Consider the following 23834-nt stretch of genomic DNA (forward strand, 5'->3'; position numbering starts at 1 on the left):
GGAGCGATGGGGGCGTCCAGACGCGCGCCCCCCGCGCGCCGCGCCGGCCGGCGCTTCCCGTCAGCCCGGACGGTTTCGCATGAAGTCCGCCACCTCGGCGAAGCGCTGGTCGAGGAAGGCGCGGAGCGGCGCGGGCACGTCGACATCGGCCATGGCCGCCCGCATGCAGCGCATCCAGGCGTCGCGCATCGCCACATCGACCGGGACGCGCGCGTGGCGCATCCGCAGCCGCGGGTGGCCGTGCGCGGCGATGTAGTCCTGCGGCCCGCCCAGCCAGCCGATCAGGAAGAGCGCGAATCGGTCGCGGCTCTCACGGGCGACCTGACCGCCCTCGTCGCAGACGTGGAGGCGCGCGAGCGCCGGCTCGTCGCGGCCCATGAGGTCGTAGAAGCGCTCGACGAGCCGGCGCACCGCCGGCTCGCCGCCCAGCAGATCGAAAGGGGTCTCGGACGGCTCGGCCATGGGCGATGCCCTCTACCGGATTTGCGCCGGCGCTGCACGCCGCTGGCTCAAGCCGCCGCGGAGCTGCCGCAGGCCGCGCCGAACCACGTGGCGAGCGCGCGGCGCAGCCGGCGATGGGCGGAGGCCTCGGGCTCACCTGCCGCGGCCGCCCAGGCCACGTAGCCGTCGGGGCGAATCAGCAGCGCCTCCGCGGGGCGCGGCAGCGCAGCGCAGCGCGCGCTCACGACGTCCACGCGATCGCCCCAGGGCGCAGCCACACCGCCGAACGCGGCGCCGCCGGTCAGGTCGAGCAGCACGCCCCTGGCCCCGTGCATGAGCTGCGCGACGCGCGTCTCCCCCTTCTGCGTGGTCAGCGGGACGTCCGGCGCCCAGCGCCCGAGCAGCGGATGCTGCTCGCCGGGCTCGGTCGGCATCTCGTAACGGACGTCGACCGCGTCCAGCATCTCGACGACATACCGCAGGCTCTGCTCGTGCTTGAGCAGCTCGCCGAGCAGCTCGCGCAGCGCCGCGACGCGCTCGTCCCGCATCATCAGCGCGCCCTGCGCCCGGGTGTGCATGATCACGCGCTTGCCCTCGGGGTGCCGCTCCGCGTGGTAGGTGTCGAGGAGCCCCGGCGGCGCCCAGCCGTGGACCTCCGCGGCCAGCTTCCAGCCGAGGTTGACCGCGTCCTGCAATCCGGTGGTGAGGCCTGGCCCGCCGGCGGGGAGATGGATGTGCGCCGCGTCGCCCACGAGCAGCACGCGACCGGCGCGGTACATATCCGCCTGGCGGCTGGCGTCGGTGAACCGAGACAACCACCGCACCTCGCGGACGGGCAGATCCTCGCCGAGCGCCGCGCGAACGCTGGCCTGCAGCTCGTCGAGCGTCATCGGCGCGTCGCGGTCGAAGTCCGGCGGATACGGCTCCGACGTGACCACGCGAAACACGCCCGCTCCCAGGGGAACGAGGGCGATCCCGCCGAGCCCGAACCGAACGCGGCGACCGCCGGAGAGGACGAGGTGCCCGTCCTCCGTCGCGCCCTCGGCCAGCGTGACGTCGGCGAGGCGCAGGAGCCGAGAGGGCGGGAGTCCGGGAAAGCCGATCCCGGACAGCTTGCGCACGGCGCTGCGGCCGCCGTCACACCCCACCACGAAGCGCGCCCGAAGCGGGTAGTCGCCGTCCGGGCCTCGGACGGTGACCGTCGCGCCCTCCCCGTCCTGATCCAGCCCGATGAGCTCGTGGCCTCGACGGATCTCCGTCGTCAGCTCGCGCGCACGCTCTTCCAGCAGCGCCTCGATGCGCGCCTGATGGATGCTCAGGAAGCGCCTGGAGACGCGCGCGTGGTCGCCGCCGAGGGCCAGCGGTATCCCGCCGAAGTGCACGAAACGCGTCATTTCTGCGGCGCTCTGCTCCGCGCGGAAGCGCTCGAGAAGGCCCCTGTGGTCGAGGATCTCCACGGCGCGCCCGCCGAGGCCGAGCGCCTTGGAGAGCCCGGTGGGCTCGGGCAGCCGCTCCAGCACGACGGGGCGCAGGCCGGCCAGCCGCAGCTCGCAGGCCAGCATCAACCCGGTCGGACCGCCGCCCACGATGACGACATCGACGTTCATACGCGTTCTCCTTGTCGAGCTCCTTGTCGAGCAACGATCGATTGACAACGATGGTTCAGCGACGACCTGTGGGCGGCGACGGACGAACGAGGCTCACGTCACGTGGTCTCTCCGGTGCCCGCTTGGCCGCCCCATCCAGGCGTGGTCACGCCGTCCAGCACGAGGCTCACGGTCTGCTCGCCGAGGCGCGCGGCGAGCTCGAGATCGCACGAGAGGCGCGCCCGGAGGTCCGAGAAGCGCGGCCCGAAGATGCCGATCCCGGCCAGCGCGCCCACGACGGTGCAATACAGGAGCTCGAACTCGCAGTCGCGCCGGAACACCCCGCTGGCTTGACCTCGCTCGTAGAGATCGCGCAGCTGCGACGGCAGCATCGCGAGCGTCGCGGGCGGCGCGGCCTGCCAGCCGCTCATCGCCTCGTGCATCGCGAGCGGCATGCACAGGGGGCGCGAGAGGAGCAGCCGGAAGAACATCGTGAACGCGTGCCAGAGACCCTCGCGCGGATCGAGCGCCGCCGACGCCTCGAGCGCCGGCCGCCACCCCTCCATGAGGCCGGACCACTGGTCCTCGAGGACCGCGCGGTAGAGGCCCTCCTTGCTCCCGAAGTGATGGTAAATCATGCGCTCGTTGACCCCGGCGCGCCCCACGATGGCGTGCACGCGAGCCCCGTCAGGCCCATGCCGCGCGAACTCCTCGGCGGCGGCGTCGAGGAGCGCCCGCCGCGTCTCTTTTTTCCCGTCTCCCGGCATCAGGTAAATGTTTATTTACTCATGAGCGAGCGGCGGTCAAGGGCGCGCACTGGCCGCGTCCCCCTCGCGCGGTGAAAACAGGGCGCCCGGCGCGAGCTCTCGCACCTCGGGCGTCGGCGGTCGACCCGCGCTGGGTTCATGCCTCCCGGGCGGCTGGGTCCTTTTCCGCTGTGGCCCGATGTGGGCGCAACCGGCCGCCCTTCTGAGCGGCGCGCCTGACGCGGAGCTCGGCGCCGCGGCCAAGGCGCGATTGGGCGGCGGGCGGTGCCGGACGTTAGCGATTCTAATCGCAAGAGAAAGCCGGCGATCCTTGTGCCTTTTGCTGTAGGCTCGCTGCCAGGTCAGGTCTGGCCCCTGGCCAATGTGCTTGTTGGCATGAACCAGAAAACGACGTTCTTCCCTGCGTTGGTGCTCGCGGCGGGCGCGCTCACGGTGAACATGACCGGCTGCGAGCTCATCGTCGCCGTCGATCGCAGCCAGATCTCCGACACGGGCGGCGCCGGCGGAGCCGGTGGCTCCGGCGGCGGCACGACGACGAGCAGCAGCGCCAGCTCGTCGTCAGACACCGGCGGCTCGGATGGCAGCGGCGGCATGGGCGGCTCCGGCGGCATGGGCGGCTCCGGCGGCTCCGGCGGCGCGGGCGGCACCGGCGGCTCAATGACGTGCGCCGGCGGCGCGACACCGTGCGACACGATCGGCGATTGCCCGGCCCCGGCCACGGAGTGCATGAAGGCCACGTGCGAAGCACGGTGCTGCGGCACGACCAGCGTGCCCGACGGCACCGCCACGATGGCGGGCCAGGAGGCGGGTGACTGCAAGCAGCAGGTCTGCGACGGCGACGGCGGCACGACGTCGATCCGCGACGACACCGACAAGCCGGCCGACGACGAATGCAACGTCGGCACGTGCCCGGGCGGCTCTCCGGGCAGCGCACCGAAGACCGCTGGCACGAGCTGCACCACCGGCGGCAAGGTCTGCGACGGCAACGGCGCCTGCGTCGGCTGCCTCGCGGACACCCACTGCACCGCGCCCCAGGTCTGCGATCCGATGGGCACGCACACGTGCGTGGACGTGTCTTGCACCGACGGCGCGCTGAACGGCGGCGAGACCGACGTCGACTGCGGCGGCATCGACGCCGGCTCCGGCTGCGCGCCCTGCGCCGACGACCTGGAGTGCGCGCTCGATTCGGACTGCGCGAGCGGCTACTGCAACACGGCCGGCCTGTGCGCGACGCCCAGCTGCATGGACACCGACGAGAACGGCAACGAGACCGACGTCGACTGCGGCGGCGCGTCCTTCCAGGGCGCTCCGGCCTGCAACAGGTGCGGTGTCGGGAAGACGTGTGGCGTCGCGGACGACTGCACCACGGGCTTCTGCAGCGGCGGCACCTGCGCGGCCAAGCCGGACGGCGCGTCCTGCGTGACCAACGCCGAGTGCGCCAGCGCGCGCTGCGTTGACGGCGTCTGTTGCAACACGGCGTGCACCGGCGCCTGCCAGGCGTGCTCCGCGGCCAAGAAGCTCGGCGGCTCCGACGGCGTCTGCGGCTACATCGCGGCCGGCGGCGATCCGGACGACGAGTGCCCGGACACGGGCGCGGCGTCGTGCGGGACCAACGGGTTCTGCGACGGTGCGGGCGCCTGCCAGCGCTACGAAGCGGGCACGGTCGTGCCGTCCGGGCAGACGCCGGGCGATTGCCAGCAGCGCGTGTGCAACGGCGCCGGCAGCCCCACGACGGACGATGACGTCACCGATCTCCCGGTGTCAGCGACCGTCTGCTTGACGGACCCCGCGTGCACGGGCACGCCGGCCACGCCGAGCTTCTCGATGGCGCCGGCGGGCACCGACTGCACCGCAGACGGCCTGCCCGGCAAGACGGTGTGCGGCAGCGGGCTCGCGGCTGGCACGTGCGTCGAGTGCAACGACGACTCGAGCTGCACCTCGCCGGCCACGTGCAACACGACGACGCACGCCTGCGAGTGATCGCGACAGCGTGGAGAGCGCCCGGGGCAACCTGGGCGCCTTCTTCGTTCTGTCGGCGTGCTCGGGTTGCAGCAGATCTCGAGTCGAGGCGAGAACGCTCGCAAAGACGGGTCGGCCGTCGCGGGCCGACTCCGTACTATGCGCGCGACAACCGCACCTCGATCTCCCGCTCCACGTAGGACCACTCCTCCGTCTCGCGCAGCCTGCCCACGAGCTCGTCGAAGGCGCCGGCGTCGCCCTCGGCGAACTCGAACCAGGTCAGGAAGTCGAACGGGCTGCCGAGATCCCGGCTGTGGTAGAGCCGCCTCGCCACGGCCGGCAGGTACTCCAGCCCGATCTTGATATGGCGCGACCTCGCCTCGAAGATGGCCCGCCGCTCGTCCTGCGCGAGCGCCCACCACGCCTTCGATTTTCTGAGCGGGATCAGCGCCGCTTGCGTGCTCGACGCCCGACCCAGGTCTTCCTGGACGGCGACGAGGCGCTTTCTCTCCTCGAGCTCGACGTAGCGCTCGTTGCTCCTCACGCCGTTCAGGACCCAGGCCGCTCCCGGCGGCGCGACGAAGCTGCTCCCCTCGACGCGCTGCAGCCGCGGCGCCGCGGGCAGCTCCTCGCCTCGCACCAGGACCGTCCTCTCGACCCGCCACTCCCCGGCGGAACCTGCAACGAAACTGACCCGAACCGGATTTCCTTCCATGGATGGCTCCGAGGCGACGGCAACGCCGGACGAATCCCACCGACCCCCGACGTCGGGGCGGCCCTACCACGCCCTTTCGTCACGAGGGCGCCCGGGAAGGCGGCTGCGCTCGGGCTCGCCGCGCCGGCCGAGCCCGACACGCAACGCGGTTGATGATGTGCGGACAGCGGTTTCGCCGTGGTTTCCGCGCGATGATTTTCCGTCGCCCGCGTCAGCTCAGGACAAGATAGGAATCGCCGAACTCGTGACAGAGATACCCTGCCTCCTCCGCATAGGAGTTCGCGCGGTGGAGCAGCGAGGCAGGCGCGAAGGCCTCGAGGAGCCGGAAGTGGCTCTCTGTCGGATCGTGCACGCCGGTCAAGAGCCCGTCGACCACCCTCGGCCGGAAGCCGGGGTGGAGCACCAGATCGGTGACGCCCGGGCCTGCCTGGAGCTCACCCCCGTGCTGGGCAGCGCAGCCCTCGAGCGCGCGCGTCACCGTCGTGCCGACCGCGATGACGCGGCGCCCGCGCGGCTTGGCCTCGCGCACCGCCGCCACCGTCTCTTCGGGGATGTCGAAGCGCTCCGGCAAGGGCAGCAGGGCGTCGAGGGCCGGCTCGCCCGTCGACGAGATCCCGGCGGCGTGCGTGAGCGAGGCGACGCGCACACCGCGGCGGATCAGCTCGAGAAGCAGCCCCCAGACGAGCGGCCGGCCGGCCGAGGGGAGCTCGGCGCAGAGAGGCCGGCTCGCGTAGCGCGTCTGCGTGTGCCAGATCGCGAGCGGGCCAGCGACGTACGCATACTGGATCGGGCGCCCCCGCCGGTAGAGCGCCGACCAGAGCGGCGCGCCCCGCTCGCGAAAGGCGATCTCGACGAGGCGCGGCGAGGCCGGAGACACGCGCTCGACCGTGGCCGACAGATCGTCTCCGAACGTCACCGCGTCCCCCGGGCCGAGGGCGGGCGGCGCCGGGCGCTCCTCGGTGCGCGTGCGAAAGGAGCCGGCGCCGAACAGCAGGGCCGAGTAGCGCGCCTCGGACAGCTCGCCGATGAGGCGCACCTCGACCGCCGCGCCGCGCTCGGTCGCGCCGTGGAGCGACGCCGGCAGCGTGGCGCCGTCGTTGACGACCAGGAGATCGCCCGGCTCGAGGAGCGCGGGCAGATCCGCGATGCGCGCGTCGCGCAAGCGCCCCGCTCGCGGGTCCACGTGGAGGAGCCGCTCCTCGAGCGGGTTCTCGCGAGGCCACACGGCGGGGCTCATGGCGCCTCCTGCAGGCGCGCGGCCTCGAGGCGCGCGCCGCTCGGCACCTCGCCGGCGCGGCCGACGAGCGCGACGATGCGCCTCGCCACGTCGGCTGGATCGGCCAGCGTGCTCGGGTCGGCGTCGGGGATGGCCTCCGCGTGCATCCGCGTGTTCATCTCGCCCGGATCCACCGCGTAGAACGCGACGCCCGTCCCCTCGAGCTCGGCGGCCCAGGTGCGGCTCAGGTGATCGAGCGCCGCCTTCGAGGCGCCGTAAGCGCCCCACCGCGGATAGGCGTTCACCGCCGCGTCCGAGCTGATGTGGACGACGACCCCGCGCCGCCGCAGCGCCATCGCGCCGACGACCACCTTCGTCAGGCGGAACGGGCCGACCACGTTGACCTCGAGCACGCGCCCGAGATCCTCGCACTCCGTGTCGAGCAGGATCGGCAGCGGCGTCTTGCCGAGCGTGCTCGCGTTGTGGATGAGCAGGTCGATCGGCCCGACCAGCGCCGCCGCCGCGCCTGCGATCGCGTGCGTCTGGCCCTTGTCCCCGATGTCCGCTGCGAGCGCGTGCGCCTCCCCGCCCTGCGCGGCGATCTCGGCCGCGACGGCCTCGAGCGGCTCGCGCTCGCGCGCCACGAGGACCACCTTCGCGCCCTGCCGGGCGAGCTCCCTGGCGAGCGCGGCGCCGAGCCCGCGGCTCGCCCCGGTGACCAGCGCCGCCCGCGGCGCGAACCGCTCGCCCCGCGCGGCGCGGGGGAGCGACGGGTGGGAGCTCCCTTCGGCCTGGATCAGCGCCTCGCTTCCGGTCGATTCGTCGTTCATGGTGCCTTCCTCCTCGACACCAGCCTAATCCGCGCGGGTTCTCGCGTTGGAGCGGGCTCCAATATCCTGGAAGAGTGCTACTCTCCGGGCATGGACCAGGACGCGGAGCTCGCGGGGCGGCTAGCGAAGAACATCAAGCAGCTGCGCGAGGCGCGCGGGCTGACGCAGCAGCAGCTGGCCAAGCTCGCCGGCGTGCCGCGGGCGACCTGGGCGCACCTCGAGTCCGGCGCGGCGAACCCGACGCTCGGCGTGCTGCACCGGGCCGCCGCCGCGCTCCAGGTCTCCATCGAGGAGATGCTCTCCGCGCCCCGCGCCACGTGCCAGCTCTACGCGCGGGACACGCTCCCCACGCGCTCTCCCGGGCAGGCGCTCGTCCGCAAGCTCCTGCCGGACCCGATCCCGGGCATGGAGATGGATCGCATCGCGATCCCCCCGGGCGGGCGGATGACGGGCGTCCCGCACACCCCGGGCACCCGCGAGTACCTGACGTGCGAGTCGGGGGAGCTCCAGCTCGTGGTCAGCGGAGAGCGGTTCACGCTCGGCTCCGGCGACGTCGCCGTGTTCCGCGGCGATCAGCGCCACTCGTACAACAACCCCGGCAAGCAGCCGGCGGTCGGCTACTCGGTCGTGGTCCTCGCGCGCGTGCTCTGAAGGGTCAGCGGCGCGCATCACACGGCGCCGCGGCGCCTACCGCTCGCCGGGCGTCATCCACTTGTGCTCGGCGCGCGGGTACCATGCGGCGAGCAGCTCCAGCAGGGCCGCCGCATCGTCGGCCACCTGCAGCACGGCGCGGTGGGCCGGCTTCATGAACTGCTCGGCCACGACGTGATCCAGAAACGTGATCAGCGGGCGGTAATACCCCGCCACATTGAGCAGCCCGACCGGCTTCTCCTGAGAGCCGAGCTGCGTCCATGTCCACACCTCGAACAGCTCCTCCAGCGTCCCGACGCCCCCCGGCAGGGCGATGAAGGCGTCCGCGAGGGCGGCCATCTCCGCCTTGCGCTGGTGCATCGTCTCGACCACGCGGAGCTCGGTCAGCCCGCGGTGCTCGATCTCCCGCTGGTTGAGGAAGTGCGGGATGACGCCGATCACCTCACCGCCGCGCGCGAGCACCGCGTCGGCGACCGCGCCCATGAGCCCGACGCGGCCCCCCCCGTACACGAGCCCGATCCCTCTCGCCGCGAGGAGCTCACCGAGCCGCACGGCCGCCTCGCGGTAGGCCGGCGACGCGCCGGGGTTCGACCCGCAGTAAACGCAGATCCTGGAGAGCGTTCTCATGGGCCCGAGCCTACGCCGGCAGGCGAGCTCGTCCAAGCGGGAGCGGTGGGCCGGCGCGCCGTGGAGGGTAGCCTTCCCCCCGGCGGCGCGCCCTGGCACCCCCGCGCCGCGGCCTGGCACCCCCGCATGGCGGCGGCGCCGTGGCCGGCGGGTCACTCCTTGTCGAGCTTGCCGACGAGGCTCAGCGTGAAGAAGGCGCCCATGTACTTGAAGTGCGGGCGCACCTGCATGTCGACCTTGTACCAGCCGGCGTTCCCCGGCACCTCGGTCACGATGATCCTCGCCTTGCGGAGCGGCCTGCGCCCGCGGGTCGCCGCGGAGACCACGTCCTGATCGGCGACGTACTGGCCGATCCAGTCGTTGAGCTCCTTCTCGAGATCGCCGCGCTCCTTCCACGTACCGATCTGCTCGCGCTGCAGCACCTTCAGGTAGTGCGCGATTCGGCACATGATGAACATGTACGGCAGCTGCGTGCCGAGCCGGTAGTTCATCTCGGCCGCCCTGCCCTCGTCGCTCTGCCCGAAGAACTTCGCCTTCTGGGCGGAGTTGGCCGAGAAGAAGCAGGCGTTGTCCGAGTCCTTGCGGAACGTGAGCCCGATGAAGCCCTCCTCGGAGAGCTCGAACTCGCGCCGCTCGGTGAGCATGATCTCGGTCGGCACCTTCGTCTGGATCTCGCCCATCGCCTCGTACTGGTGAAGCGGCAGGTTCTCCACGGAGCCGCCCGCCTGGGGGCCGATGATGTTCGGACACCAGCGGTACTTGGCGAAGCTGTCGGCGAGCCGGGTGGCGAAGGCGTACGTCGCGTTGCCCCAGCAGTACGCGTCGTGCTTGCCGACCACGTCCTCCTCGTAGTTGAACGCCTTCACCGGGACGGTGTTGGCGCCGAAGGGCAGGCGGAGCAGGAAGCGCGGCATCACGAGCCCGACGTAGCGCGCGTCCTCGGTCTCGCGGAACGCGTTCCACTTCGTGTACTGCGGCCCCTCGAAGAGCGCCTTGAGGTCCTTCAGGTTGGGCAGCCCCTGGAAGTCCTTCAGGCCGAAGAACTGCGGCCCGGCCGCCGCGATGAAGGGCGCGTGCGACATCGTCGCGACCGCGGCGCACTTCTGGAGGAGCGCGATGTCCTGGGGGCCCGGGCCGAACTCGTAGTTCGCGATGATCGCGCCGACCGGCTTGCCGCCGAACTGCCCGAACTCGGCCGAGTAGACGATCTTGTAGAGGCCGCTCTTCGGCACCTCGGGGGCGTCCTCGAAATCGGCGAGGAGGTCCTCCTTGGAGCAGTTGAGCATCTCGACCTTGACGTTCTCGCGGAAGTCACACCGGTCGATGACGAACTTGAGGCCGCGCCACGCGGACTCGAGCTTCTGGAAGCTCGGGTCGTGGAGGATCTCGTCGATCTGCCGCGACAGCTTGACGTCGATCTCCGCGATCAGCGCGTCGACGAAGGCCTTGTCGACCTTCTCGCCCTCGCGCCGCGGGGCGACGAGCTCCGAGATGAAGGCCTGCACGCCCCGCTTGGCGATCTCGTACCCCTCGTCGCCGGGCGTCATCTTCGTCTCGGCGAGGATCTCGTCGAGCAGCGATCCCCCCTCGAGGGTCTGGACGCCCGCGCTCCCCGCGGCCTGTGTCTCCGTCGCCATCGCTCACTCCCCTTCCTTGTCGAGCCCGAGCTCGCTCACGATCTTGTTGCGCTGAGCCGGGTCGCTCAGGATCTGCTGAATCTTGTTGCGGAACGCCTTCTCGTTTCCGAGCGGGCCCTTGAGGGCCGTCAGCGCGGCGCGCAGGTCGAGCAGCTTCTTGAGCTCCGGCACCTGGTTCGCGATCGCCTCGGGCTCCATGTCGCTCAGCCGGCGGAACTTGAGGTTGACCGTGAGCTCGCTGTTCTCCTGCTCGGACAGGACGTCCTTCACGTTGAAGGTGAGCGCGAGCTTCTGCTCGCTCATGACCTTCTGGAAGTTGTCCTTGTCCACGTTGATGGGCTTGCGGTCCTCGAGGGGCCGCGGATCCGGCCGCTGCGTGTAGTCGCCGAGCATCAGGAGCTTCAGCGGTAGCTCGACGTCCTCCTTCGCGTTCCCGGTGGCCGGCTTGTACGTGATGTTCACGCGCTCTTTCGGCGCGACCGATCCCTCTTTCGATCCGCTCATCGTAGGCTCCTTTCCCCGTCAGCAGCGGGCGGAGCGCCCGCAGGCCGAACGAGCATAGAACAAAACCCCCGCCCCTCGGGCAAGCTTCTCGGCGCGACGCGCATCCCCGTCTTTGCCATCCTGGTCACCGTGGCCACCCTGGCCATCCGCTTACTCCCCCAGCGACATCTTCAAGGCGAGCGCCGCGTCGAGCTGGCAGACGCGCTCGAAGCAGAGCGTCTCCTTCGCCTTGGCCTCGGGGGTCGCCTCGTAGCCCTGGTTCAGGACCCGGTAGCACGTGTGGAGCGCGGCGTAGAGCTCCGCGCAGAGATCCGGCTGCCAGGTGGTGAGTCGGTGGTGGTCGACGAGGTGCTCCAGCGCCTCGAGCTGCGCCCGCGCCACGAGGAACTGGGACAGCTCGATGTTGATCTGGGCCATCGCGAGCCTCACGCGGAAGCGGTCCAGCGCCGTCGGAGCCGCGGCGGCGGCCTTCTCGAGGAGCGCCATCGCGTCGATGGGCTGCTGGTTCGCGACGAGCCCTCGGGCCTCGGAGAGCGGCTTGTCGAGGTAGCTCCGCGGCCTCGCCGGCGCTGCGGCGCCGCTCGCACCCGAGCCGCCGAGCGCGGCCGCGACCTCGGACGAGAGCCAGGCCTGCGTCTCGCCGTCGGCGAACGGCGTGCCGTCGCTGAATTTGAGGGTCGGCAGGAGCGGCGCGCGGAGCAGCAGGGCGCCCACCTCGACGAGCACCGCCCGCTTGGCGTCGGCGTAGTCGTCGCCGAGCTGATCGAGCGCGTTCGCGACGTACCTGTGCGGATCGAGCCAGAGAGGGTAGCTCTGCGCGTACTCGTCGGCGACCTGCAGCAGATCGGCGAACGCCCCCTGGGTCGTGAGCGCCGGGAGCGTCTGCAGCACGTGCTCGGGCGGCGGCGGGATCGCCGTGCTGCCCGTCGGAGACGACGCGCCCGGATCGTCGAGGAGATCGACCCAGAGCCCGACCCGGAGGATGCGGTACGCGGACGCCCGCTTCGGATCCGCCGCCCGCAGCGCGTCGCCCGCGCGCGCCATCAGGGGCGAGCACTTGCCGAGGGCGGCGAGCGCGGAGTCTTCGTCGACGATCGCCTCGAGGCTGAGCGCCGGATCGCCCGCGGCGGCGACGGGCGCGGGCGCGGGCGGCGGCGCGGCGGCCGCTGCCGTGGCCGCCGGCGGCGCCTCGGCCTTCGGCGGCTCGACCCGCGGAGGAGGAGGCGGCGGGGGCGGCGGCGGAGGAGGCGGGGGCGGCGCCTCCGCGGGCAGGCTCGCGACGAGGCTGCGCATCGCGTTCCGGAGCGGGCCGAGCCCTCCGTACGCGTCGCCGAGCTTGTCGGCGAGGTCGACGTCCAGGGCGCGGCTCACCTGGTCGATGGCGTTCACCAGGTCGCGGTCCGCGGCGGTGACGGTGATGCCGGTGAGCGTCCCTGCCGCGAGGTCTCCGAACCAGGCGCACAGGTTGCCGCGCGCCTTGGGCCGCTTGATCGCGGGATACATGGTGTCCCAGAACGCGTTGTTCAGCTCTTGCACGAGCACGAGCCCGTCGAGCAGACCGGGCAGCTTGTCGATCTGCGACTTCGCCGCCGCGTAGTAGAGCGCGACGCGGAAGTCCTTGGACTTCTCGCTCAGGAGCTCATCGGCGACGCTCGCGATGCGCCCCCAGTCGACCTTGCCGCCCGCGAGCGACTGCAGCTTGTCGATCTCGTTCTTGAGGCCCTCGAACGCCTCGTCGTAGGTGACGTCGGCGCCGACGCCGCCGTTGATGGGCGCGTACAGCGCCTCGATCCGCTCTTTGGATTGTTGGATGGCGTCTTCAGCGGCCATGGGGCGCGCAGGATATCAAGGCGTCCTGGGTGTGGACGGCGGAATCAGACGACGACCGCACGACGCCTGCACGACGACCGCACGACGGCTGCACGGCGACTTCGGCGGTGAGCCGGGCGGCGCACCGGAGCGGCCGCGCGCGGGGTGGAGCGGGTGCCTTCGGCTCGGGCATCGGCTCAGCCGAGGGCTTCCAGGAAGCTGTCGAGCGACAGGTCGGTCCGGGCGACGAGCGCGTCGAGCTCTGGTCCGAGCGCATGTCGGGAAACGTGCTCCTCGACGCGCGGGGGTCCGCAGAGGTCGGCGATGTGCTCGGCCTGGGTGGTGGGCGCGATCATCTCGCGGAACGAGCCCACGTGGGGGGTACCGAGGTGGAGGAGCAGGGTGTGCTGTGGTGTCCAGAACGCGTTCATCACCGTGCGTCCCCATTTCGACAGGCGGCGGGTCATGTCCATCCACACGGCGGCGGCGTAGGCGTCTCCTGCGCCGAGCGGCAGCCTGAGGGCGAGCCCTGTCCTCGGGAGCTCCTGACCGCGGAATGGGATCACCGAGTCGAGGATGTTCTGCAGCACCCAGAAGCGGCTCGCGTCGGTGCCGAAGCCGGCGTCCCAGAGCGCCTTCATCGGCTGGGTCTTCAGCCATGCGCGGTAGGCGGCGTGCGCCGCGTCGGGGTCGTCGAGCGACGGCGGCGTGATCTGGGAGACGCGGTGGAGGAAGGCGTCGACGGGCAGGGTCCTGCCGTTCGTCGCGGCGTCGTGGGCGGCGGCGAGGAGGGGGAACAGGGTGATGGGGAGCGACGGCCCGGCGGAGACGAGTTGATCGTAATCGTAGGACCCGAACACCACCATCGGGTAGAGCCGCCCGGCGTTATCGCCGCTGGCGGCCCAGGCGCCCACGAGCCCGCGGGTGGGCGGCTCGTCGCCTTTCGGTTCGCCGTGGAAGACGAAGAGGCCCAGGGCCGTCTGGTAGTGCGCATCGAAATGGGCGCCCATGGCGCGCCGGGCGAAATCGATGGACGCGCCCAGCCAGCGGTCGAAGGCCGCGAGCTCTTCTCCACCTGCGTTCAGCCGGATGAAATCGCCCGTGGCGGGCAGCTTGCCGAAGCAGCCGATCTGCGGCGGAGCGGCAGGGCCCTTCTTGCGGCGCCAGAACATGACTGCTGGGAGTGAACCACGAACCGCTCACCGAGCGCTACCACCTTCCCGGTTGCGCCAGGAACGTGCGAGCGCCCCCGAACGACGTCATCAAGGCCCCCTCTCTCCCCCCATTTCACAAAGAGCCAGCGGGGGAGGGGGTGTCGTGCGGGGGGCCGGCGGGGGAGGGCCCCGCGAACCCGAGCGCCGGCCCGCACCGGAGCCGGTCGCGCGCGGTCTCGGCCCCCCCGTTCTCACGGCAACAGCCCCCCAAAAGGCGCGAGTTCGCGGGAGGGGGTCCCCGCCGGCCCCCCGCACGACACCCCCTCCCCCGCTGGCTCCGTTGCTGCTGCCTACCTCACCCTTTGCCGAAGCGATCGCCGATGCTGGCAGGGCAGTTGGTCGCCCGGAAGAAGCTCGTCGGGAACGGGTGGTTCCCGCGGGTCGGCCTGATCTCCATGGTCACGGTCACCGGCGGCGCCGTCATCTGCCAGGTCACCGTGAACAGCTCGTCGTTGTCCTTCTGGGCGGTGGTCGTCCCGGCCTCGAAGAGCCGGAAGATCCCCCACGGCCCTTCGCGCACGAGCTCCTCGTCGAGCCCCCCCGCGCCGCGCACCTGGATCCTCGCCCCCTTCGCGCCTTCGCCCGGCCAGTTGAAGGTGTGCCAGAACTCTTTCTCGTTGCGATAGAGCCTCTTCTGGCCGTCGACCTCGAAGACCACCTCGCTCACGATCGGGCTGACCGTCTTCATGTTGATGTGGAAGACGACCTTCGGATCCGCCCCGCCGCTGCTCCCGAAGAGTGCGTCGGAGATCTCGTTCGAGCGCCTCAGGCAGTTGTACAGGTTCGCGCTGAACGGCGTGAACGGCTTCGCCGCCTGCGGCTGCCCCGACAGGTGCGCCTTCGGGAAGAACTCGTGCCCGACCTGGTAGTGGAAGCCCTTGAGGTACGTCTCGTAAAAGCCCCAGAGCACCCCGTCCTTCGGCTTGAAGAAGGCCATCGCGTCCTCGAGCGACGCGTCGCGTGACGACGCGAGGTTGAACGGGTAGCGGTCCTTGATCTTGTCGCGGTAGTGCGGCCAGACCTCGACCTCCCAGATCCCGCTCGCCGCGCCGCCTGCGCGCCGCACGACGGCCTTGTACGCCTGCCGGAGGGGGTTCATGAGGAGCGGCTCCATCAGCCGCTGCCCGTTCTGGTCCATCGAGAGCAGCAGCCCCTGGGTCTCCTTCACCGCGTCCTGGAACGCCTCCGTGGCCTTCGAGGTGTCCGCGTCCGGCGGCCCGTCCTCGACGACGCTCATCTCCCCTGCCAGCCGCTCGAGGTGGCCCACGTACTGGCCGAGCTTGGGCGGGGGCGGCGGGGGCTGCCCTTCACCCGCCGGCGGCTGGGGCACCCCGAAGCTGGCCATCGACTCGAACTTGTCAGGCACCGGATCGTAGTGCTCGCGCTGGTTCCCCGTGAGCATCGAGTCGATCCGCACGCCCGTCCGCTGGTCGACCTTCTGCGCGATCATGTCCTTGGCCCTGTCGAGCAGGCCGCCATCCGCCGTCAGCAGGCTCGGCTTCTCGTCCTTCCCGAACTGCGTCTCGTCCGAGAGCCGCTGGAGCAGCCGCCGGTAGGGCCAGTCGGGCGTGGAGAGCACCCTGAACTCGTGGATCGCGTCCCGGTTCGTCCTCGGGACGTCGACCTGGATGTCGCGGAAGAACGCCTCCCACTGCGCGATGTACGCGTTGTCGTAGTCCTGCCGGACGCGGTCGAGCTCCTTCTGGATCTGGTCGCCCTGCCGCTTCTCGTCGCTCGACAGGGGGAGCACCCAGAGCTCGCGCTCGAGCTTCTTCCTCCCCTCCTTCAGCGACTCGAGCACCTGCGCGTGCCCCTTGGCCGTGTAGGGCCCCTGCACCTCGAACCACGTCCCGCCCCGGTTCTTCTGCGCGCTGTGGACGACGGTCAGCACCTCGGGCCGATCCGCGAACATCTCGTTGAGCGACACCGGCGGGTACTTCAGGTTCTCCGGCGTGTTCGGCCCCGACTCGTCGTACTTCTGATCGATCAGGCTCGTTACAAACTGATCGTAGTAGCGCTTCGTCGGGTCGACCCGCAGCAGGTCGGCGCGCGCCCGGGCGATGAGCGGCTCGTTCAGCTCCTCGGCCTCGAGCTTCTTCCGCCGCACGAGGTCGATGTAGTACGCGACGTGCGGCGTGAGCCGCTCCTTGAGCTCGCTCTCGGGCAGATCGGTGAACGGCTTCAGGGTGTCGGCCCAGACCTGGACGAGCCGCCCGGTCTGCCACCGCGCCGCCTGCTCATCCATGTGGCCCTGGTACTCCTTGCCGAGAAGGAGGTAGCTCCGCAGGGCGTTGTAGCCGTCCAGGAACTCCCCCTCGCGCACCTTCTCGAGCTTCGCCTCGAGCTGCGCCTTCGCAGGGCTGACGAAGCCCTGCTTCAAGCTCATGATGTACTGGCCCATCGTCGGCGGGAACAGCTTGTCCCCCTGGAACATGAACCAGCCGTACTCGATCGGCGTGTTCTCGACGTAACCGTCGAGCCGCCCCACGTGCTCCTGCAGCCGATCGAGCTTGTCGATGTTCGCGCGCACGTTCGGCGGCGTGCCGCTCCGCCCGGACCAGTCCACGAACGCGATCTCGTCCGAGATGCGCCGGGTCTCGGCGACGAGCCCCTTGTTGTTGAAGTACGAGATCACCGCCGGCAGGAGGAACAGGAGCGCCACGAGCGCCGCGGCCGCGGCCACCAGGATCCGCTGCATCCGCCGCCGCCGGAGCTCCGCCTCGGAGCGCGCGGCGAGGTCCTGATCCGGGAAGACGACGTTGGTGAAGACGTCGTGCAGGAAGAAGCTCTTCGACTCCTTCGGGACCGTCGCGTCCTCCTCGCCCTCGCCGAGCCCCGCGCGGAGCCCGAACGCGCGCCCCATCGCCCCGACCACGCGGTCGAGCGGCCGCCCCTCCTGGACGCCGCTCGTGAAGTAGAACCCGCGCAGGATCGGCGTGGGCGCCGCGCCCGCCTTGGGCGCGAACGCCGCCGCGATGAAGTCCGACAGGTTGCGCTTCACGGCCGCGAACTCGAGCGGGAACTGGTAGCTCTTCTCCTTCACCTCGCGGTTGCGCTCGCCGATGAGCCGCTTCGTGAGGCGCGCGTGGAGCTTCTCGACGAGCACGTCGAACTCGCGATCGAAGATCTTCCCGGGCTCGTCCTTGTTCTCGTCGAGCCGCACGGTGGCGCCCCACGCCTGGGCGCGCTCGCTCTTCTTCAGATCGCCGAAGTACTCGGTGAAGCCCGCCACCAGGTCGCTCTTCGTGAAGAGCACGTAGACCGGCAGGACCATGTGCAGCGTCTGCTGCATCTCGTCGATGCGCGCGCGGATCTTCTTGCCGGTCTGATCGATCTGCTCGTCGCTCGCGTCGAGCAGCTCGCTCAGGCTCACCGCGACGATGACGCCGTTCAGCGGCTTGTGCTCGCGGTGCTGCAGCAGGGTCTCGAGGAACGCCATCCACTCGTCGTGGTCGTCGCTCTCGGTCGTGTACCGGCCGGCGGTGTCGAGGAGGATCGCCTCGTTCGTGAACCACCACTCGCAGTTCCTGGTGCCGCCGACGCCGCGCACGCCGGTGCGCTCGGGGTCGATGTACGGGAACACGAGCCCGGAGTGCCGGAGGGCGGTGGTCTTGCCTGCCCCGGGCGGGCCGACCATCACGTACCAGGGGAGGACGTAGAGCGCGTCGGCGCCCCGCTTGCCCCCGCCGAGCTTCGAGGCCTTGAGCGCGGCGATGCCCTCCTGCATCTGCCGGTTGAGCTCCTGGATCTCCGCGCGCCGCTCCGGCTTCGCGTTGATCACCTGCTCCTGCGCCTGCTGCGCGATCGCCTTCTCGAGCGCCCGCGCGGCGCGCGCCGCGCGGATGCGCCTATAGACCGCCAGCCCGACGAGCAGGGCGAGGACGACCGCCGTCGCCACGAGCGGGATCTCGATCGGGAACGCCTCGGCCCCCTCCCCTGCCGCCGGGCGCAGCATGAACCACACTCCCCACACGGCGGTGAGGAACAGGGCGCTCAGGATCCACAGCCACATCGGAAGTCTCCCTCGGGAACAGCAGAGGACGGCGGAGTCGCCTAGGTCCCCGTGCTGATCAGCTTCTTGATCTGGTCGGCCACGCCCTCCGCGTCCGAGGCCACGACGAGCCGGAGCACGATGACCACGAGGACGGCCAGCACGAGCAGCCCGAGCGCGATGGCCAGGTAGGGCAGCTCGCGGCGCACCGCGTTCGCCCCGCCGTCCTTGCGCTCCGCGTTCGGCGCGAGGGCCTCACCGCCGCCCTCGGCGACAGCGACGTGGTTGCCCACGCCCTCGATGACGGCGCCGAGGCCCTCCTGCTGCCGCAGACGATATTTCCCCTGGAAGCCGAGGGCCAAGCAGAGGAAGTAGATTTGCGCGACGTGGTTCCTCCCGCGCTGGCCGTAGAGGTTGTCGAGGTTCGTGAAGAACCCGTCGCCGGCCGTGTTCAGCTGGAAGAACTGGAACTGCAGCGGGTTCTGGAGCCACTGCGTCCTCCCCGGCCAGTTCGAGTTGAAGATCACCTCGTCGGCGAAGGCCGCGAGCGCGAACTTCGCGTCGATCATGTCCTGCTCGGGGATGCGCGCCTCCCGGCCGTTCTGCATCATCGTGTCGAACAGGCCGAGGACGCGCCGCTGGAGGATGTCGGGCGCCGGGAGGTCGCGCGAGTTCCTGAGCTGCAGGATCAGCGAGAGCACGTCGGAGCACACAAAGTACATCGTCTGCGAGAGGCTCATGGGCTCCTCACCCGGAAGGGGCGGCCTGACACGTTCACTTTCCTGCCGGCACGGCGATCAGCCGGAGATCGACCTTTTGCGGTTCGATCGGCTGGTAGATAGCGATCGTGCCAGAGCCGAGGATATCGTTCCAGTAATCGCCGTTCTGGTTGACGCGGAGGTAGACGAGCCCCGGCTTGACCGGGATGGCGCCCGGCGGCCGGTACTCGATGGCGACGTTCACGCCGGGCGTCGCGGAGTGCAGGATGTGGCCGATCTGCGTCCACGAGCCGATCTTGAGCAGGCGCGGGAGCCGCTCGCGCAGCGTGCCCTCGTCCGTGCCCTTCGCCTCGAGGAACATCTCGTGGCTGCGGGGCAGCTTCGGGTCCTCGAACCTGCCGAGGTACATGCCGTCCTCGCGCTTCTCGAGCGGCACGATGACGAACTGCTCCGTGACAACCTCGTTGATGAGCTTCCAGGCCCGGTCGAACATCGGGTCGAGGACGCCATCGAGCTCGAGGTAGTTGAACTTGGGGATCGTCGTCGGATCGCTGTCGGTGGCCGCAAAGGTGCAGAGCTCTCCGATGAGCGAGCCGAGGACGACATAACACTGCTCCGGGTGCGCGCCGCCGTGGTCGACGAGGTGCGACACGATCGGGATGTACGAGTTCAGGGTGTGGAGCAGCCAGAACTTGGTGAGGTCGGAGGCCTGGAAGTCGACCGACGCCGCGTTGCGCATGCGCCGCCCCTCGACGAGCGACTTCTGCTTGCCGACGAGCGCCGAGAGCACACGGCGGAGGCCGGACATGATGTGGTCCGACGTGTTGATGCGAAGGACCGACGGGATGAAGCTCTTCCGCAGGGCGATCGCGCCGGAGCTGTCGCGGACGAGCTGCGCGATGCGCACGGTCTGGTACGCGTCGCGCGGCTCGGTGCCGAAGAGGAGCCGCAGGTTGGTGCGGGCCCAGGTGACCGACTGCTCGTTGCGGCCGGAGTTCACGTCCGGGACCGTCGTCTGGGCGGCCACGAACCGCTGGGCGGGGCCCGCCTTCGCCGGGTCCAGGCTGATGTTCGCGGCGGTCTCGCGCAGGTTCGGGATGCCGAGGAAGACGTCGAGCGTCTTCAGCGCGGCCGGGAAGGCGCCCTCGAGCGGCCGCGCCTCGACCTGATCTTCGCCGCGATCGCCGATGAAGAACGGCGTGCCGTCGGGGAAGACGCCGTGGCATTTGACCACCTTGAACTGCCCGGCGGAGAGCGCGCGCTCATCGAACTGGGCGGACGTGATGCCCCAGTCGTAGCCCACGACGGCATGGAGGCGCGCATGGAGCAGCGTCTCGTGGTAGGCGTCCGTTTGCTGCAGGTGCTGAGGGGTCATGAAGAGCCCCTCGGTCCAGACCGGCTTGCGCGGGTGAATCATGTCGCCCGTCCAGTCTTATCAGATGTGCCGTGCGCGGCGTCGCGAAAGCGGGTCAGGCGCGGGGAGCGCCGACGCTGCGCTGCGCGCATCGGGCCGCTCGTCGTCGCCGAGGGCGGCGCGGTCACGTCGCGTGGACTGCCGCTGGGAGGACGACCTGCGCGCGCCACGGCGATCACTTCCCCGGGCGAGCGGGCGCCTCTGGCGCGGCCACCTTCTTCGGCAGGCTGAGCCGGCGAACGGCGCTCGCGTTGGGGAACATCGACTCGTCGAACTCGACCCCGTTGTCGATCTTGGTCGAGTCGATGAAGAACGCGACCCGCGGATCGGCCACGGGCGGACCTGCGTCGGACTCGCGGCCGCCGCACTGCGCCTCTCCGGGCGGGAGCGGGAACTCGTAGAAGGTCTTCCAGCTGTTGCCCTTCGGGCTGTGGAACAGGGCGGCGCCGACGAGGTGGCTCGCGTCGGGCAGGCGCTCGAACTTCACCTCGACGAGGTCGTTCGGGAAGACCTCGACCTCGTCGACCTTGGCGAGGTCGTCCTCGAGCGTCTCCTTGTCCTTGAGGAGGATCTGGTCGTATGTCGCGTTCTCCATGCGCGCGCTGCTCTTCAGCTGGTAGAGCCGCACGACCACGGGCCGCGGGTTCCCGTTCTCGTTGGGGTTGATGTTGTCGGACGCGTAGATCGAGAGCGTCACGATCTGGACGTCGCACGGCTCGGGGGCCGCGGGCGGCGGCGCGGCGGACGTGCAGCCCGAGAGCGCGGCGGGCAGCGCGGCGCCGAGGAAGGCGGCGAGGGTCGCCGCGGCGATGGCCGCCGCGACCTTCGCCGGGGCCGCCCCGCGGAGGAGCGACGCCGGCCGACGTCGAGGCCCCGGCTGGCGCGCCGAGCCCTCCCCTGCGGGGGAGGGCGAACGGGGCTCCCCGATCCACATCGAACGCTGTAGGAGCTTGGCGAACGGGACCATGCTCCGCCCAATTTATGCGGAGTCTCGTGGCCAGTACAACTTTCGGTGTGCGAGCGGCGTCGATCGGTCTGATTCAGTCCGTTTCAGTCCGAGAACGAGATCGTGAAGTTCTTTTCGGCGTCGACCCCGATCTGGAGCCGCTTGGGGAGCGGCCCCTCCGCCATCTTCTCGAGGACGGCGACCGAGAGCAGCGGCAGGAGCGACGCCCGGAGGATATGGTCGATGTTGCGCGCCCCCGTGTCGACCTCGGTGCAGCGCGCCGCGATCGTCTCGACGAGCGCGTCCGAGTACGACGCCTCGATCCGCTGGCTCTTGCGCAGGCGGTCGACGAGCGCGTCGAGCTTGAGCCGCGTGATCTCGCCGAGCGCGTCGGGCGAGATCGGCAGGTACGGCACCGTCGTCATGCGCGCGAGCAGCGCCGGCTTGAAGTGCGCGGAGAGCGTCGGCTTGATCGACTCGACGATCTCCTTGATGAACTCGCCGTCCGCGTCGAGGCGGCGCGACGGGTCTTCTTCCCGCGCGGCGACCGTCATGTTCGTGATCTTGTCGGTCGCGAGGTTGCTCGTCAGGATGATGACCGTGTTCTTGAAGTCGACGAGCCGCCCCTCGCCGTCGCTCAGCATGCCCTTGTCGAACACCTGGTAGAACAGGTTCATCACGTCGGGGTCGGCCTTCTCGACCTCGTCGAGGAGCACCACCGTGTAGGGCCGCTGGCGCACGGCCTCGGTGAGCATGCCGCCCTCGCCGTAGCCGACGTAGCCGGGGGGCGAGCCGATGAGCCGGGAGACGGTGTGCTTCTCCTGGAACTCGGACATGTTGATGACCGTCATCATCCGCTCGCCGCCGAACATGAGGTCGGCGATCCCGAGCGCGGTCTCCGTCTTGCCGACGCCGCTGGGCCCCACGAGCAGGAACACGCCCTGGGGCGTGCTCAGCGGCTTCAGGCCCGCGCGCGCGCTCCGGAGCTCCTTCGAGATGCTCACGATGCCGTGCGTCTGCCCCTTGATCCGCCGGGTCAGCCGGTCCTCCATCTCGAGGAGCGCCTTCACGTCGTCCTGGACCATCTTGCCGACGGGGATGCCCGTCCACGCCGCGACCACGCTCGCGACCATGGCCTCGTCGACGTCCGGCCGGATCAGCGGCACCTCGCCCTGGCTCTGCTTGAGCTCGTCGAGGGCCTTCACCACGTCGCGGCGCGCGGCGTCCCGCTCCTCGTTCGTCTTGGCCTCGTCCATCTTCTTGCGGGCGTCGATGACCCGCTGCGTGCCCGCCGTCTCCTTCGCGTAGTCGGCGCGCACCGACTCGAGCTCGGCCTTCGCCTTGGCGAGCTTGTCCTTGAGCTCCGCGACCCGCTCTTGATCGATCTGGACGCCCTTGTCGCGATCCCGCTCGAGCGCCTTGAGCTCGGTCTCGGTGTTCACGATGAGGATCTCGGCGTCCTCGACCGCGGCGGGGCGCTGCTGCAGCGCGACCTTCACCCGGGCCGCGCAGGTGTCGAGCAGGTCGACCGCCTTGTCCGGCAGCTGCCTGCCGGTCAAGTAGCGCGCCGACAGCCGCACGGCCGCGGTCACCGCCTCATCCTGGATGATGACGTTGTGGGCCGCCTCGAACTTCGGCCGGAGCCCCCGGAGCATGACGACGGCCGCCGGCTCGCTCGGCTCGTCGACCTTCACCGGCTGGAAGCGCCGCTCCAGCGCCGCGTCCTTCTCGAAGTATTTCTTGTACTCGCTCCACGTCGTGGCCGCGATCGTCCGGAGCTCGCCGCGGGCGAGCGCCGGCTTGAGCAGGTTGGCCGCGTCGCCGCCGCCTTGCTGGCCGCCCGCGCCGATGAGCGTGTGCGCCTCGTCGATGAAGAGGATGATCGGCTTCGACGACCCCTTCACCTCGGCGATCACCTGCTTCATCCGGTTCTCGAACTCGCCCTTCACGCCGGCCCCTGCCTGGAGCAGCCCCATGTCGAGCCCGAGGATGTCGACGCCCTGCAGGAGCGGCGGCACCTTCGGGTTCTCCGGCGTGCTCTCGACGATGAGCAGCGCGAGCCCCTCGACGAGGGCCGTCTTCCCGACGCCCGCGTCGCCGACGATGATCGGGTTGTTCTTGCGCCGCCGCGCGAGGATATCGATGACCTGCCGGATCTCCCGCTCGCGACCGAAGATCGGATCGATCTGCCCCGCGCGCGCCTTCCCCGTGTAGTCGACGCAGAACTTCGCCAGCGCCGAATCGGGCCCGGCGCTCGCCATCCCGGCCGGCAGCTTCCCGGCCGCGCCTGCGCCCGCCGCCGCCGCGGCGGCCTCCGCCTCCTCCTTGGAGCCGGAGACGATCTTGGGGAGGTTGTTCTTGAGATCGTCTTTCGAGATGCCCTCGAGATACGCGCCGATGCTGCTCACCGAGTACCGGGTCGGCTGCTGGACGAGGCGCTGGAAGAGCACGCCGCTCCGGACCCGCTGGTAGCCGTACTCCATGGATCCGACGAGATAGGCGTCCTGCATCCACTCGAGCATCGTCGGCGAGAGCACGGGCCTCCCGGCGTTGCCCTTCCTCAGCTCTTCCAGGCTGCGCTGGAGCGCGGCGCGGAGGTGCGACGGGTCGAGATCATAGTGGGATACGAGAAACGCGATGTCGGAGTTCGCGTCGTCGAGCAGCGCGAGGAGCAGGTGCTCGAGCGTGACCTCGTAGTGGCGCGCGTTGACACACTGGCCAATCGCCGCCTCGAGGGCAGAGGTGCAGTTCTTGGTGAGTCGCTTGACGATGGCTTTGGTGTCGACGAGCTGCATGCGCGGCATGCTA

The 23834-nt window shown here is 70.4% G+C and carries 18 protein-coding genes; 2 read left to right on the forward strand and 16 right to left on the reverse strand.

Annotation, left to right across the window (positions count from 1 at the left end; all coding sequences use genetic code 11):
• Window positions 1–60: 60 nt before the first annotated feature.
• From WMF39_RS27195 to WMF39_RS27205, 3 genes are all read right to left on the reverse strand, one after another.
• Window positions 61–462 (reverse strand): group II truncated hemoglobin, encoded by a 402-nt coding sequence (locus WMF39_RS27195; protein ID WP_437739397.1) that lies wholly within the window; start codon window positions 460–462, stop codon window positions 61–63.
• A gap of 47 nt (window positions 463–509) precedes the next feature.
• The gene (locus tag WMF39_RS27200) at window positions 510–2048 is read right to left on the reverse strand and encodes an FAD-dependent monooxygenase (protein WP_437739398.1); all 1539 of its coding nucleotides are present in this window, start codon (window positions 2046–2048) and stop codon (window positions 510–512) included.
• 98 nt (window positions 2049–2146) lie between these two features.
• Window positions 2147–2794: a TetR/AcrR family transcriptional regulator gene (locus WMF39_RS27205; protein WP_437739399.1), complete on the reverse strand. Its 648-nt coding sequence runs from the start codon at window positions 2792–2794 to the stop codon at window positions 2147–2149.
• Window positions 2795–3169: 375 nt separating this feature from the next.
• Between WMF39_RS27205 and WMF39_RS27210 the strand changes: the two genes are divergently transcribed.
• Window positions 3170–4774, forward strand: a complete 1605-nt coding sequence (locus tag WMF39_RS27210) for a hypothetical protein (protein ID WP_437739400.1) — start codon at window positions 3170–3172, stop codon at window positions 4772–4774.
• A 136-nt stretch (window positions 4775–4910) separates the two neighbouring features.
• Here WMF39_RS27210 and WMF39_RS27215 read toward each other — a convergent pair whose 3' ends face one another.
• The 3 genes from WMF39_RS27215 to WMF39_RS27225 form a co-directional block, all read right to left on the reverse strand.
• Window positions 4911–5468 carry a chlorite dismutase family protein gene (locus tag WMF39_RS27215; protein WP_437739401.1) on the reverse strand — a complete coding sequence of 186 codons (558 nt, stop codon included), beginning with the start codon at window positions 5466–5468 and terminating at the stop codon, window positions 4911–4913.
• A 211-nt stretch (window positions 5469–5679) separates the two neighbouring features.
• Window positions 5680–6705, reverse strand: coding sequence for an S-adenosylmethionine:tRNA ribosyltransferase-isomerase (locus WMF39_RS27220; protein ID WP_437739402.1), 1026 nt, complete (start codon window positions 6703–6705; stop codon window positions 5680–5682).
• Complete coding sequence (locus WMF39_RS27225) at window positions 6702–7514, reverse strand: SDR family NAD(P)-dependent oxidoreductase (RefSeq protein WP_437739403.1); 813 nt, start codon at window positions 7512–7514, stop codon at window positions 6702–6704. Before WMF39_RS27225 ends, WMF39_RS27220 begins: the two co-directional genes overlap by 4 nt.
• A gap of 90 nt (window positions 7515–7604) precedes the next feature.
• Between WMF39_RS27225 and WMF39_RS27230 the strand changes: the two genes are divergently transcribed.
• On the forward strand, window positions 7605–8165 hold the full coding sequence (locus WMF39_RS27230; protein ID WP_437739404.1) for a helix-turn-helix domain-containing protein: 561 nt from the start codon (window positions 7605–7607) through the stop codon (window positions 8163–8165).
• Between the two features lie 36 nt (window positions 8166–8201).
• On the opposite strand, the gene WMF39_RS27235 is transcribed toward WMF39_RS27230, so the two are convergent.
• The 10 genes from WMF39_RS27235 to tssH form a co-directional block, all read right to left on the reverse strand.
• Window positions 8202–8792 (reverse strand): TIGR00730 family Rossman fold protein, encoded by a 591-nt coding sequence (locus tag WMF39_RS27235; protein ID WP_437739405.1) that lies wholly within the window; start codon window positions 8790–8792, stop codon window positions 8202–8204.
• A 152-nt stretch (window positions 8793–8944) separates the two neighbouring features.
• Entirely contained in the window at window positions 8945–10429 is a 1485-nt protein-coding gene (tssC, locus tag WMF39_RS27240; RefSeq protein WP_437739406.1) for a type VI secretion system contractile sheath large subunit, read from the reverse strand.
• 3 nt (window positions 10430–10432) lie between these two features.
• Window positions 10433–10933, reverse strand: a complete 501-nt coding sequence (tssB, locus tag WMF39_RS27245; protein ID WP_272093886.1) for a type VI secretion system contractile sheath small subunit — start codon at window positions 10931–10933, stop codon at window positions 10433–10435.
• 150 nt (window positions 10934–11083) lie between these two features.
• Complete coding sequence (gene tssA / locus WMF39_RS27250) at window positions 11084–12763, reverse strand: type VI secretion system protein TssA (protein ID WP_437739407.1); 1680 nt, start codon at window positions 12761–12763, stop codon at window positions 11084–11086.
• Window positions 12764–12939: 176 nt separating this feature from the next.
• Complete coding sequence (gene tagF / locus WMF39_RS27255; RefSeq protein ID WP_437739408.1) at window positions 12940–13914, reverse strand: type VI secretion system-associated protein TagF; 975 nt, start codon at window positions 13912–13914, stop codon at window positions 12940–12942.
• A gap of 337 nt (window positions 13915–14251) precedes the next feature.
• The gene (gene tssM / locus WMF39_RS27260; RefSeq protein WP_437739409.1) at window positions 14252–17968 is read right to left on the reverse strand and encodes a type VI secretion system membrane subunit TssM; all 3717 of its coding nucleotides are present in this window, start codon (window positions 17966–17968) and stop codon (window positions 14252–14254) included.
• Window positions 17969–18009: 41 nt separating this feature from the next.
• Window positions 18010–18687, reverse strand: a complete 678-nt coding sequence (locus WMF39_RS27265) for a DotU family type IV/VI secretion system protein (protein WP_437274698.1) — start codon at window positions 18685–18687, stop codon at window positions 18010–18012.
• Window positions 18688–18721: 34 nt separating this feature from the next.
• The gene (tssK, locus tag WMF39_RS27270) at window positions 18722–20083 is read right to left on the reverse strand and encodes a type VI secretion system baseplate subunit TssK (protein ID WP_437739410.1); all 1362 of its coding nucleotides are present in this window, start codon (window positions 20081–20083) and stop codon (window positions 18722–18724) included.
• Between the two features lie 172 nt (window positions 20084–20255).
• Window positions 20256–21014 (reverse strand): type VI secretion system lipoprotein TssJ, encoded by a 759-nt coding sequence (gene tssJ / locus WMF39_RS27275; protein ID WP_437739411.1) that lies wholly within the window; start codon window positions 21012–21014, stop codon window positions 20256–20258.
• Between the two features lie 116 nt (window positions 21015–21130).
• The gene (gene tssH, locus WMF39_RS27280; protein WP_437739412.1) at window positions 21131–23830 is read right to left on the reverse strand and encodes a type VI secretion system ATPase TssH; all 2700 of its coding nucleotides are present in this window, start codon (window positions 23828–23830) and stop codon (window positions 21131–21133) included.
• Window positions 23831–23834 lie beyond the last annotated feature (4 nt).

The sequence above is a fragment of the Sorangium sp. So ce1504 genome, from assembly GCF_051521635.1.
GTDB lineage: Bacteria > Myxococcota_A > Polyangia > Polyangiales > Polyangiaceae > Sorangium > Sorangium cellulosum_B.

Bases quoted from the DNA above. Each gene is read 5' to 3' on its own strand.
- WMF39_RS27200 (WP_437739398.1), bottom strand. From the start codon at position 2,048: ATGAACGTCGATGTCGTCATCGTGGGCGGCGGTCCGACCGGGTTGATG.
- WMF39_RS27210 (WP_437739400.1), top strand. From the start codon at position 3,170: ATGAACCAGAAAACGACGTTCTTCCCTGCGTTGGTGCTCGCGGCGGGC.
- WMF39_RS27235 (WP_437739405.1), bottom strand. From the start codon at position 8,792: ATGAGAACGCTCTCCAGGATCTGCGTTTACTGCGGGTCGAACCCCGGC.
- tssJ (WP_437739411.1), bottom strand. From the start codon at position 21,014: ATGTGGATCGGGGAGCCCCGTTCGCCCTCCCCCGCAGGGGAGGGCTCG.
- WMF39_RS27265 (WP_437274698.1), bottom strand. From the start codon at position 18,687: ATGAGCCTCTCGCAGACGATGTACTTTGTGTGCTCCGACGTGCTCTCG.
- tssM (WP_437739409.1), bottom strand. From the start codon at position 17,968: ATGTGGCTGTGGATCCTGAGCGCCCTGTTCCTCACCGCCGTGTGGGGA.
- tssA (WP_437739407.1), bottom strand. From the start codon at position 12,763: ATGGCCGCTGAAGACGCCATCCAACAATCCAAAGAGCGGATCGAGGCG.
- WMF39_RS27195 (WP_437739397.1), bottom strand. From the start codon at position 462: ATGGCCGAGCCGTCCGAGACCCCTTTCGATCTGCTGGGCGGCGAGCCG.
- tssK (WP_437739410.1), bottom strand. From the start codon at position 20,083: ATGATTCACCCGCGCAAGCCGGTCTGGACCGAGGGGCTCTTCATGACC.
- tagF (WP_437739408.1), bottom strand. From the start codon at position 13,914: ATGTTCTGGCGCCGCAAGAAGGGCCCTGCCGCTCCGCCGCAGATCGGC.
- WMF39_RS27230 (WP_437739404.1), top strand. From the start codon at position 7,605: ATGGACCAGGACGCGGAGCTCGCGGGGCGGCTAGCGAAGAACATCAAG.
- WMF39_RS27220 (WP_437739402.1), bottom strand. From the start codon at position 6,705: ATGAGCCCCGCCGTGTGGCCTCGCGAGAACCCGCTCGAGGAGCGGCTC.
- WMF39_RS27215 (WP_437739401.1), bottom strand. From the start codon at position 5,468: ATGGAAGGAAATCCGGTTCGGGTCAGTTTCGTTGCAGGTTCCGCCGGG.
- WMF39_RS27205 (WP_437739399.1), bottom strand. From the start codon at position 2,794: ATGCCGGGAGACGGGAAAAAAGAGACGCGGCGGGCGCTCCTCGACGCC.
- tssH (WP_437739412.1), bottom strand. From the start codon at position 23,830: ATGCCGCGCATGCAGCTCGTCGACACCAAAGCCATCGTCAAGCGACTC.
- WMF39_RS27225 (WP_437739403.1), bottom strand. From the start codon at position 7,514: ATGAACGACGAATCGACCGGAAGCGAGGCGCTGATCCAGGCCGAAGGG.
- tssB (WP_272093886.1), bottom strand. From the start codon at position 10,933: ATGAGCGGATCGAAAGAGGGATCGGTCGCGCCGAAAGAGCGCGTGAAC.
- tssC (WP_437739406.1), bottom strand. From the start codon at position 10,429: ATGGCGACGGAGACACAGGCCGCGGGGAGCGCGGGCGTCCAGACCCTC.